Here is an 11,797-nt window from a genome sequence, read left to right as displayed (position 1 = left end):
TTATTCCTCTACTTTGATCGCCTTTGGAGGTGACCATGTTTTCATCCTTTCCAGATCCGGTGCATATACCCTTAAGATCACGTCCATATTTTGGTCGATCCTGTTGATAGGAAGCCAATTTTCCTCTGGAATGTCTGCTGGTTTAGATTCTGAAATGGATATCCTTATGCCTCCATCTGCGTTGAGCTTCATTCCGGAATTTTCTCCGACACTATATTTTTTATGATCGTTGGGAATAAAGAAGCCATTTTCCGTATCGTATAAGGTCATAGACCAAAAAGCATTGGAAGGAGGGATTTCTTCTTTTGACATTTCGATGATATAATCATGCATAGCATTCATGGATGAACCATCAGCGGTAACCACCGGAGGATAGACCGCTTCTTTGAGTGGGAGCCCAATGGGGCCGATAACGGATTGTAAAAGCATAGGTTCCATTTCCATTTTATCTTTCAGTTGAAATAGTCTTGGCAATAGTACTTTGCTGATTTCAGGGTCATTCATTTTAGCGAGATATTCATTTTTGATCTCCAGCGATTTTTTTGCGAACCGATCTCCATCGATCCTTATTGCGTCTTGTGGGTTGTAGACCTTTCCGGGTATAATTCCCAGCGGCTGAAAGGCTTTTAAAATAGTATTATCGAGTACATTCGTCGTATCGAAAGTGGTATGGTTAAAGATGAATTGCATTACTTCCAAAAGATTGTTTTTGTAGGTATCGGCATCGGTATCCCCATAATCAGGAAAATCGATCGGATCATCCTGTAGTTTGGGTTTGTTTTGATATTCCGAAAGAGACATTCCTTTAATAGCATTGATCTGATCGATGATCCGTTTATATTTTTCCGGCTCGTTGGCATGCGGCATGACTCTTAAGACCAGAGAAATAAAGTCTCCTGTCATTTCCAGAACTTCATCCACACCTTCTACGGGTGCTCCCTTGTAGTTTTCTGTTCTGGCACTATAGAACAAAAGTGTAATGGGCTCCTTAAAATCTCCTTCTGTGGTGGAAAGTGGTACATTCACATAGTGGTCATATCCGGTAGCCATGAGTGAGACATACTTCGAATCCATCGCAGGAAACTCGAAGATCACTGCATCTTTGCGCAGATCAAGCATGGCCATTTGATACATCACATCGTTGTTGGGTCTGGCGATGGCTTTAACCGTATGATCCAGTAGTTGGGTGTTTTTAAGACCTTTGTTATAGCCTTTCGTAGACATGCCCTTATCGGCTAATGCGAATTTGTTGTTGACATTATACATGGCTACATATTGGTAGGATCTTCTAACCAGATTGGAAACTTCGTCATCGGTAAGAATTGCATAGCCGTTGTCATCTACCGCAGTCTGAGCGGTATCAGATCTTTGCTCCTTGCATGAATTCAGCAGTAGTACAAAACTGAAAACGAATAGGACTAATAATGGATTTTTCATCGGTGTGGTTTTAATGTTTATCATGAGGAAGTGCATCAGGATTTTTCAGATTGTCAGGTCCGAATCCGGAAATTATCCTCATTATTCCCTTGTTTTATAATCAAATGCTACGTTTAACCATGCTTTTACTTTAAAAGCGGTGAATTTTTCAGTAGTGGTAACAGAAAGGGTAGGGCCATAGGTGTGGGTAGGACCAGCTTCAATTTTTTACAAAGGAGAGATGGGGATACCAGGCACTACTATTCCTGGTTTGCAGTGATCTTTATTTGCGGAATAGCAGCGGAATTTAGTTTAGAAGTTGCACATACAAAATGATATTGCTCAATTGTGAGGTCTTTTTGTAAGGTCGGTTTGCAGGTTAAGTTCCGCCGGAATATGGGGGATGGATTTATAATTCAATATGATGGTAACGCATCCATTGATCTACGGTATGGATCCAATATTTTAAAAATTCATCACTTAAAAAATGATTTGCAAAGTCGTTAAAGCGAACCACATGTATCCCGGTATAATGAAGCCAGATCGCTAAGCCACCCAAAGGAATCAATCTTTTTTCTTCTTCAGCTATTGGGATGATCGATTCATAGCCCTTAAAAAAGGAAGCTTTTTTCTTTTCATATTCGTGTTTGTCGGGCTCATTTCTAAATAGCAGCATTAGACTATAGCCAATGTCCAGGAATAACCAGCCGTTACCACAATTGTCAAAATCGAATAAGGTGATCTCCGTATCCTCTTTTATTTTCATATTATCATACCACATATCCAGATGGACGACCCCGGTTCGAACAGATTTCGGATCTATCTCTTTGAATTCATCGGTAATCAGCGAAACTGCCCGGGCAAAATAGCGCATCTCCTTCATGGATTCATCGAATCGTTCCTTCGCTTTTTCGAATGCCCATGCCATCAGCGATGTCTCATCATAGGTCTTTCTGTGGATTCTGTTACCAACCGTTAATCGATGCATCCTAGCCATCAGGTGTCCGAGATGGTAACAGGTCGCTGTGGAAGGATTCCTTTGGGTTTGTCCTTCTGCATAGGAAAACAGCACTCCGAAGCGCTCCCCTTCAAATGCATTTATTCGTTGGATCTGTTGGTTTGACACATCCTTTATGGGGTAAGACACCGAAACTTCGTGGTCTTTTAAATAGGATAGCAAGGCTAATTCTTCTTCGATCTCCTGCAAAGAACGCCAATCTTTGGAATAGACTCTGAAGACAAACTTTTGACCGATATCGGTTGTGAACAGGTAATTATGGTTGATTCCGGTCTTTAAGATGCTGCAAGTTGAACTGTTATCAAATCCATATCGATCTATGATCAGTTCTTTCAGATAGTCAGGAGAGATAATGGAGCTTAAGGCGGAGGCAACATTCATGAGTATCAGGGTATTATTAATTAATGGATGAGCCGATCACAATTCATGATCGGCTCGAGAATATCATTTGTAAAACAACACAAAGACGGGCTGTTATTTTGTCTTAAATAATTGACTATCCCAATACCGGAATTTGCTGACTCAAACAATGCAGCGTACCAAAGCCCCAGATAAGGTCGATGGCACTGATGCCGATAATCTCGCGATCCGGAAAGCAATCCGCCAGGATATTCAGAGCCTTTCGGTCATTCGGATCGTTAAAAGTGGGCACCAATACGGCACCGTTGACGATCAGAAAATTGGCATAGCTTGCCGGCAAACGGAGATCTTCGAAGACCAGCTTTTTAGGCATTGGCAGTTCTACGATCTTTGGAGCTTTGCCATTCTCCAGGGTTGCATTTTTCAGGCGTTCGAGGTTATCCTGTAAAGCCTTGTAATTAGCATCTTTACTGTCGGATTCCACTACTGTTACGATAGTATCTTCATCGACGAATCTGCAAAGGTCATCGATATGGCCATGTGTATCATCACCCTCCACACCGTTACCCAGCCAGATCACGTTGGTGGCACCGAGATATTCTTTGAAGACAGCCTCATAATCTTCTTTGGTAAAGCCGGCATTTCGAACCTGGATATCCGGATGTAATAAGCATTCTTCCGAGGTCATGATCGTACCTTTACCATTGGTATCGATAGCACCGCCTTCCAGAACTACCGGTTTCCCATTATAGGTAGCCACAGTTACGGGGAGTCCTAACGCCTTGCCTACCGATTCCGGAACATTCTTATCGAGTCGGTAATTCTTATATTTTGCCCAACCGTTGAAATTGAAGTTGATCGCTTCTTTCGACTTATCATCGTTCTCGACAATGATTGGACCGGAGTCCCGCATCCAGCTGCGGTTGGTCTTTTCAATGATATACTGGATCTTATCCGAATCGACATTTGCCCTGTCGAGCATTTCTGCGACCTTCTCCTTCAGATCTTCATTTGCAACCATGAGATAGACGCTTTCATACTCGGAGACTTTCTTGATGAATTCGACGAAAGCCCATTGGATAGCCTGATATTTTCCGGGCCAATCATTTCCATTAGCCGGAAAACAAAGCAGGATTCCACTTTGTTTTTCCCATTCAGCAGGGAATCTACGTGACTTGGTCATAGGATTATTTTTCAATGGCTCTTTTGGTGATATTCCCATAGAAATCGATTCTTCGGTCTCTGAAGAAAGGCCAGTTTTGACGAACGTTCTCCTGATGATCCAGATCGACCTCTGCCATAAGGATCTCTTCCTGATCGTGAGAGGCCTGGGCGAGGATCTCACCCTGCGGACCTACGATAAAGGAAGCTCCCCAGAATTCGAGTCCGTCGGTATCGGGCAGGTATTTTTCCAGACCTATTCTGTTAGCCGCAGCTACATACGTGCCGTTGGCAACAGCGTGTCCTTTCATGACATTCATCCAGGCGCCGTGTTGATTGGTGCCATATTTTTCCTTTTCAGAAGGGTGCCAGCCGATCGCCGTAGGGTAGAATAACACTTCAGCTCCTTGTAAGGCAGTCAATCGTGCAGCTTCCGGATACCATTGATCCCAGCAGATCAGTGTGCCGATCTGTCCGACCTTTGTCGGGATGGTTTTAAATCCGAGGTCTCCGGGAGTGAAGTAGAACTTTTCATAGAAATGCGGATCGTCCGGAATATGCATCTTACGGTAGAGTCCGGCTTCCGATCCGTCGGTATCGATGATATAGGCACTGTTATGATAGATTCCAGCCATTCTTTTTTCGAAGAAAGGCACGATGATGACCACCCCTAATTCTTTCGCCAGTTCGCTAAAGGCGATAAAAGAAGTACTGTATAAGGGTTCCGCCAAAGCGAAGTTATCTACATCCTCACTCTGACAAAAGTAATGGCTGCTATAAAGTTCCGGCAGGCAGATCACCTCGGCGCCTTGTTTTGCAGCTTTTTTCACCCATTCCATACATTTTTTCAAATTGTTGGCTGCGGTGTCATTAAGGTTGAGCTGTACAACAGCTATGGAATATTTTCTTTTCATCTTATCAAATTATATCAGAGTCTCCAAACGGGTATAAGTGCCATTCCTGAACTCTGTTGAAATTAAAACACTCTTTAAATTTACGAAGCAAAGGTATAGTATGACAAATTCACTTTGATAAAATTATTTCTAAAAATTTGATAGAATTTAATTTAGAGGGATCGATGTGAGATCAAGATTTTAAAGTAGTATGCCAATCGAAATTCCATAAAATAAAAAAGCCTTGCGAAATTTTCATTTCACAAGGCTTCGCTGTACTCGAGGTGGGAATAGGGGAATTCATTTGTTATATTCCAATATATCCCGCTTCGGTTTTTTCTACTTTTCCAAGGTTGATTAACCAAAATAGTCGAAAATTGACCTGAGCCAGGGTGCTCCAATTCACATCAAAATTTTCATTTACATATTCCAAAATCTCTTCTTCGGATTTTGGTTCTGTACTACTCAAAAGAAACTGGTGTATTTCCTCGAAAGCAAGAATATTTTTAGAAATTGTATTAAACAGAAATTCCAGATTCTTATTGTCTCGATAATGTTTACCCGCAATTGTCAAATTATAATAACCATCCTTGAGTTCAATTAGTCCCATGTTTTTAGGAACATTTAAATAACCATAAGCTGTATTCCTGGAAGTAACATTATCAAAGGATTTAACAAACCAATCAATCATTTCATTTCTTGAAGTTTCTTTTTCAGAGATTCGATCTAAAAGTTGATTAAGAGTTTCGATATAAGCATAATTACCTCCTGGGAGAGGCCAAATTGATCGGCTTTTATTTTCAGTACCATTCTTTGTTGAATCATTCAATTCAATTTCAAAAAGTTCAGTGTCTATTGAGAAAACGCTCACTATTTCTTCCTTAACGCCAACTTTATATTTAAACAAAAGTTCAATCAGTTTTTGGCCATTAACCAGGGCTACCGGCATTTTATTTATTGCCTTTGATTCATTGATTGCATCTTTTGTGAAATTGGAGGTTGTAATTATTAGCCCTCTCTGATCAACCTCTGCACTACCCCTTAATTGTGTTATATATTTACCAGAAATATTGTTTCCCGTTTTATATCGCTTTACCTGAATAACTGTTTTGACGTTTGTAAGTCCTCCAACAGTTAAATTCCCAATTACATCAATACCTTTGTCTCCACTTCTTTTAGTCACTTCTACGTTTTCATATCCAATTTTATTTAAAAGCTCAGCGACTAAAAATTCAAATTGAAATGGATCCATTTCCTGAATTGTTTCAATCAATTTTTGTTTAACAAGGCTATTTTGATTTTGAATGGCTAAAAGTGGTGATTTGGCAGATTCTGTTTGTTTTACAAGAGCGAAAAGTCCTTTGCCTACTTTTTTGAATTTGCCAGTGTCAGTATAAAGCTGTGCTGCCATAGTTGCTTCAGGCGTTGCTCCCGAAGTTTCGATCAAGTCTTCATTCAAAGCAATATGAGTAATCTCTTTTGCGGAAAGAGGTTCGTCAGCTTCTTTTAAAATTTTTTTGGCTGCTTCCTTGAATGATAATTTCTTCATATTTTCTTCTTAACTCCACTAAAATATAAATTCTATAGAAATATTCTTACGGAATTCCATAAGCGTAAATTGTTTAGTGTAGTTTATTTTCACTCAATTAACTGCCAGTAAATAATTACAGACGTTTGAAGGAGGTTAGTGGTCAATTTAGTTCAATGTATATTTACATTTAGGGAAGTTTTGACATCCATAAAAATTTCCATATTTACCTCTTTTGTAAATGAGTTTATTCCCACATCTAGGACATATTTTTAGTTTTTCCTTTATTTTTCGTTCCTGTACCTGTTTTGAAACTTGTTTTGAATGATTTCTATATTCTTTTCGGTCGACTATATTATTTTTATGTAGTTTATTTGAAATTAATTTTATTTGCTTGTACGATAGATGTTCTTCTTTATTTAAATTCTTAATTGTTTTAAGAAGATTTTTTTTGTAAATAACGGGAAGTGTTGTAGTAATGTTTTTTAATATGCCACTCCCAGTAAATACAACAATTGGGAAATATTTAATGTAATTAAACTCAGAAAGTGTTTTTTTAATAGCGAATACATGAACCCAATTTTGTTTTATGGGATTTCGGAGTTTCTTTTTATGTTTATATATGGTTTGTGTCCAATACTCTGAGTTTTGATGCCCATGAATCCATCCTTTATAGTTTTTCGTTTCGATTACAAAAATTCCACTTCTACTAATTACAATATGGTCAATTTGAGTGGTGGAGTTACCGTATTTTAATAAAATATCATTTAATACTATATATTCCTTTTTGTTCAGACGTTTTAGCTTGTAAGCTACTCTGTACTCTCCCAGAGCACCTTTTATTTTAGGTGCAATCCTTTTTTTATAATAATAGGAGAATCCATAAAAGATTATAATGGCGGTGATAATTATGAATTCCATTATCATTGAAAATGTTTTTGTAAATAGCTGGGGCCGTAAAAACGTTTTACCAACTATGGATTATATGCAATTGTATACATATTAATTAAAGTCGTCTAAAATAAAAAATACCTTAGAACTATTCTTACGGATTTCCGTAAGATAAAATTGTTTAATGAAGTTTGTCTAGATCCAATTGCCCGGTCGTAAACAATTATAAACGTTTGTATTCGGCTATTTTCACCTTGAATTCGAAGTGGTATTCCTTCATCAGCCCCAAATATCTTACCGAACTAAACGGTTAGCTTTTGGGATTAATTTATTAATTCCAGAATAACCTTGATGTTATCTTCTGAAATCAAAGGGGAAGAGCAAGAGGGTAACACGCAGCCGCGATGTTACAGGTGTTTATTTTTGCCCAAAATCCTTTTAATATATGGGCTTTTTGGAGTTTTGATGCATATTAAATTTTGGGTGGATTTAAAGTAAATGCGCCCGCAGCCCCCTAAAATCAAGGAAAATTTAAAGTAAATGACTTTTTTAGACGGTAATTTGTACTGTCCGAGTTGCATTAAAAACCAGCTCATTTCAAATCAGTTTTAAAAAGTTTGATTTTCATGGATTTGCTGCAAATCCTTTGGGAAGCCCTGTAAATAGGTTTTTATTTGCTACAAAAAGCCTTTTTTCCGGGTAATTATGTCATTGTATTGGCTGTAAGCCAATGGCAAAATAGTATTAGTTCGGAAAGATTTTAGGGCGATTTGAACCGTATAACCAGCTCGGGTATGAGATTATCAGAAAATGCGTTATCTTGATATCAGGAATTTATTATTATGAATACATTGAAAATAGCATGGGTTCTTATGCTGAATCTTATTTGGGTTTCATCATTTTCTCAAAACCCTGTTCTTGTTACAAGTGATGATTTTCAAGGAGTGATTTTTTCGAGGATTTATGAAATTCCTTATTCAAACGAAATACCTTTAGAAAATCGCTTTACCCCAAGCAAAAGGGAGATCATGGAATTGGAAAAGAGTTTAAAAGATCAACTAAAATTCATAAACAGAAACCAACCTAATCAGGGTAGACATTATGGGCCTATAATTCATAAGAATCTGAGAAAGTATATTCGTCAGTATGTTGGAATAATTAATGAAAATGGACAAAGAATCATCCATGTAAATTTTGTTTGGAATGGATATTCAGGAACTGATGATTCTTGGAAAAGTAGTTTCGTTATTGTAATGGACGGAGGAAGCCATTTTTGGAATATAAACTATCGGATTGAGGAAAAGGAATTTTTTGATTTTTCTGTGAATGGAGTTGCCTGATTATTTTTATCCCTGATAGACATTAATAGTAACCACCTTATCAGCATCGTCAAATTTAAGTGTCAGACTACCGGTGTTGATTCCAAATCTTGTATGTCCGAGAAAATAACGGAATTCAGATTTAATTGCTGAATCAGGCTTGCCCAATAATTGCAAGATTTCAGGTTTTGACATGCCCGTAAGGGTATAATTTTCACGTAGACTGTTCATCATATCCCAACGCATGAACAATGTTGATTCAGTTTCCTGCCACGATTTCCATTGGTCAGATTAAAAGGGAATGGAGGTGTCCATTCCTTTTAATAGTGTCACTGCAAGCATCGTTGCAAATGTAATGGGAATCAAAATCTTTAGCGTCTTTTTTATTTTCCTTATCACTGTTCACTTCCTTAATTAATTTCCAATTGAAATTCTTTGCATAATTCAGAAACATAGTTAAGTCAATAAACATTGTAAACCAAACCGGATTTTACTTCATAGTATCTTTTGGTGCAATATCAATAGTGACCTCTACAATATGTCCCTGGAATGTATTTGGTGCCTCGTATTCTTCGGTAACCGGTGACCCTGTATCTGCTCCGATTCCAAAGGTATCAATTCCGTAGCGTCCGCCAACCGTACTGTTCACTTTGGCTTGGCCGACTTTTTCTTCATTGATGAACAGTGTAAACATACCACCTTTTCCGGCTCCGCCACCCTCATAGTCGAAAGTGAGTTTGACACTTGCGAGTCCGTCTGGTAATTTTTTATTTGATTTAATGGTAGTGATTTCCGCCTCAAAGAAATTGTAGATAAAGGTTGGATAACCATTCTTTACAAACAGCGTGTAACCTGCCCCGAGTCCGCCAATAGCGTTAATCACACCATCCTTATGACCGGCGGTCGTTTCAAGCATGGCTTCCAGCGTCCAGGAAGTGTTTTTGGTGTTCGGTGCAGCCGTTTCTGGTATTCTGATAGCTCCTTCATAAAAGGTAAAGCGTGTTCGGTCTCCCAATGGTGACGGTTTAGGTACTCCCAATCGTCCGGCTCCCCGGTCATCCAGTGGAAATACATGGTATTTTTCTGCTTCTTCTTCCCAAAGTCCTTTTAGCTCTTCCAGCTTTTCAGGATATTCTGCAGCGACATTCACCGCTTCAGAAAAGTCTTCTTCAATATTGTACAATTCCCATTTTTCATTTTCAAATCCGGGAGCCAGATCCTGTCTCCATGGGAAGGTATGCTGATGTGCTGCTACCCATCCTTCATGATACAAGGCGCGATTCGCAAATACCTCGAAATATTGGGTCGTCCTGATTTCAGGAGCATTGGGATCGGCAAAGGTGGACATAAAGGATTTGCCATCTATGGGGCGTTGTTTGATGCCATCGATCTCCGCGGGCATTTTAATACCGGTTGCTTCCAGAATTGTGGGGACTACATCGATCAGGTGCAGGAATTGAGATCGGACTCCGCCCGAATCCTTTATGACCTTAGGCCAGGAAACTACCATGGGATTTCTGGAACCTCCAAAGTGTGAGGCCACCTGTTTTACCCATGGGAAGGGAGTGTTGCCGGCAAAGGCCCATCCAATAGGAAAATGAGGTTCGGTAGTGGGGCCGCCCACTTCATCTGCTTTTTTAAGATTTTCACTGATCTCACTGGGAATACCGTTAAGCCCTTTGACTTCATTGATAGTTCCTTCTTTTCCACCTTCGGCACTTGCTCCATTATCACCCACTATATAAATAATTAGCGTATTGTCGGCATCGGGTAATTCGTAAACCACATCCAATAAACGTCCAACTTCGTAGTCTGTAAAGGCCAGGTATCCGGCAAAGTTCTCATAGAGTAACGTGTAGAATTTCTTTTCTTCGTCGCTTCGGGATTCCCAGGTGGGGACAGAATCATTTCTGGGAGATAATAATGCATCCGGAGGAATAATCCCCATTTTCTTCTGTCGTTCATAGACGATTTCCCGTTCCTTGTCCCATCCATGATCAAATTTACCTTTGAATTTATCCCTCCATTCTTTGGTCACATGGTGAGGGGCGTGCACTGCTCCCGGAGCATAATACATGAACACAGGTTTTTCAGGAGAGATGGATTTCTGAAGTTGCAGCCAGCTGATAGCTTTATCGGTCATGTCGGTCTGGAAATGGTATCCTTCCTCAGGAGTTTTATCCGGCTCTACCGGAATGGTATTTTCAAAAATAACCGGATAATACTGATGAGTTTCCCCTGCATTAAAGCCATAGAAATAATCAAATCCTAATCCGGTGGGCCATCTGTCAAAAGGTCCGACCGCTGACGTTTCCCAATCCGGGGTATTGTGATTTTTCCCAAACCAGGATGTGTTCATCCCGTTGTATTTTAAAACTTTGGCTACGGTAGCTGTGCTACGGGGGATCATAGTGGTATAGCTGGGATAACCGGTTGCCCATTCAGCCAGGAATCCACTACCGGAATTGTGGTGGTTTCTTCCGGTAATCAATGCGGCTCGGGAGGGTCCACATATAGCTGTGGTATGGAAACGGTTATATTTTAAGCCTTTTGAAGCCAGTTTGTCCAGATTAGGCGTTGGGATAGAGCCGCCAAAGGTACTGGTCATTCCAAATCCAACATCATCCAGAATAATCAATATCACATTCGGAGCACCTTCTGGTGGTGAGGGTAATTTTGGCCAGTCCATTTCCGAATCCTTATAGGTGCGTCCTATTTTTCCGTGGAACGGTGGGTCCGGATAAGGGAGACTGTTTACATTTTCATTTTTCGAGGGACTTTCATTAGCTGGAGTGTTTCCGGCATTCTGGCAACTCAGTAAGAGAACCGGAAGGATTACTAGAACGAACCCATAGATTTTTAAATTTCTGAACTTCCAAAGATACTGGTATAGTGAGCAGATAGAATTGTATAGCGCACCCATAATTTCAAATTTTATTAATCACCTTTATACCATAAAGCAATAATGTTTAAGCAATACACCTATCTGGAAGGTTGTTAATTATTTGGTGTGGACGCGGGACACCATAAATATATGAAAATTAGATAATTGACTGTTGTTTTGCAACATGAAAATCTCAAGTTGAGGTGTGATTTCGTGAATTGATTTCCAGGGTTTAAGTTCAGGGATTGTAATGGGAAAAGTAAGATTTGAAATAAAGCAGGTTAAATTGAAGCAGTGAAATTCAATAAAATAAAAAAGCCTTGCGAA

9 protein-coding genes are annotated in these 11,797 nt (G+C 39.4%); 1 reads left to right on the top strand and 8 read right to left on the bottom strand.

Going from position 1 to position 11,797, the window contains the following annotated elements; translation table 11 throughout:
- The 6 genes from DMZ48_RS08420 to DMZ48_RS08395 form a co-directional block, all read right to left on the bottom strand.
- Positions 1-1,437: a DUF1214 domain-containing protein gene (locus DMZ48_RS08420; RefSeq protein WP_143954695.1), complete on the bottom strand. Its 1,437-nt coding sequence runs from the start codon at positions 1,435-1,437 to the stop codon at positions 1-3.
- Between the two features lie 388 nt (positions 1,438-1,825).
- On the bottom strand, positions 1,826-2,815 hold the full coding sequence (locus DMZ48_RS08415; protein ID WP_143954694.1) for a phosphotransferase enzyme family protein: 990 nt from the start codon (positions 2,813-2,815) through the stop codon (positions 1,826-1,828).
- A 115-nt stretch (positions 2,816-2,930) separates the two neighbouring features.
- Positions 2,931-3,977 carry an agmatine deiminase family protein gene (locus tag DMZ48_RS08410; RefSeq protein WP_143954693.1) on the bottom strand — a complete coding sequence of 349 codons (1,047 nt, stop codon included), beginning with the start codon at positions 3,975-3,977 and terminating at the stop codon, positions 2,931-2,933.
- A gap of 4 nt (positions 3,978-3,981) precedes the next feature.
- A complete protein-coding gene (locus DMZ48_RS08405) occupies positions 3,982-4,869 on the bottom strand; it encodes a carbon-nitrogen hydrolase (RefSeq protein ID WP_143954692.1) in 888 nt (295 codons plus the stop codon).
- Between the two features lie 286 nt (positions 4,870-5,155).
- Positions 5,156-6,397: a restriction endonuclease gene (locus DMZ48_RS08400; RefSeq protein WP_143954691.1), complete on the bottom strand. Its 1,242-nt coding sequence runs from the start codon at positions 6,395-6,397 to the stop codon at positions 5,156-5,158.
- A gap of 147 nt (positions 6,398-6,544) precedes the next feature.
- On the bottom strand, positions 6,545-7,297 hold the full coding sequence (locus DMZ48_RS08395) for an NERD domain-containing protein (RefSeq protein WP_143954690.1): 753 nt from the start codon (positions 7,295-7,297) through the stop codon (positions 6,545-6,547).
- A gap of 812 nt (positions 7,298-8,109) precedes the next feature.
- On the opposite strand from DMZ48_RS08395, the gene DMZ48_RS08390 reads away from it, so the two are divergent.
- Positions 8,110-8,607 carry a hypothetical protein gene (locus DMZ48_RS08390; RefSeq protein ID WP_143954689.1) on the top strand — a complete coding sequence of 166 codons (498 nt, stop codon included), beginning with the start codon at positions 8,110-8,112 and terminating at the stop codon, positions 8,605-8,607.
- Positions 8,608-8,613: 6 nt separating this feature from the next.
- Here DMZ48_RS08390 and DMZ48_RS18545 read toward each other — a convergent pair whose 3' ends face one another.
- Together DMZ48_RS18545 and DMZ48_RS08385 are read right to left on the bottom strand one after the other, a co-directional pair.
- Positions 8,614-8,832: a hypothetical protein gene (locus tag DMZ48_RS18545; RefSeq protein WP_162558686.1), complete on the bottom strand. Its 219-nt coding sequence runs from the start codon at positions 8,830-8,832 to the stop codon at positions 8,614-8,616.
- A gap of 244 nt (positions 8,833-9,076) precedes the next feature.
- Positions 9,077-11,509, bottom strand: a complete 2,433-nt coding sequence (locus DMZ48_RS08385) for an arylsulfatase (RefSeq protein WP_143954688.1) — start codon at positions 11,507-11,509, stop codon at positions 9,077-9,079.
- Positions 11,510-11,797: the final 288 nt, after the last annotated feature.

Source organism: Robertkochia solimangrovi, from assembly GCF_007279655.1.
GTDB classification, from domain to species: Bacteria; Bacteroidota; Bacteroidia; order Flavobacteriales; family Flavobacteriaceae; genus Robertkochia; species Robertkochia solimangrovi.
This window is presented reverse-complemented; position numbering and strand designations above follow the sequence as displayed.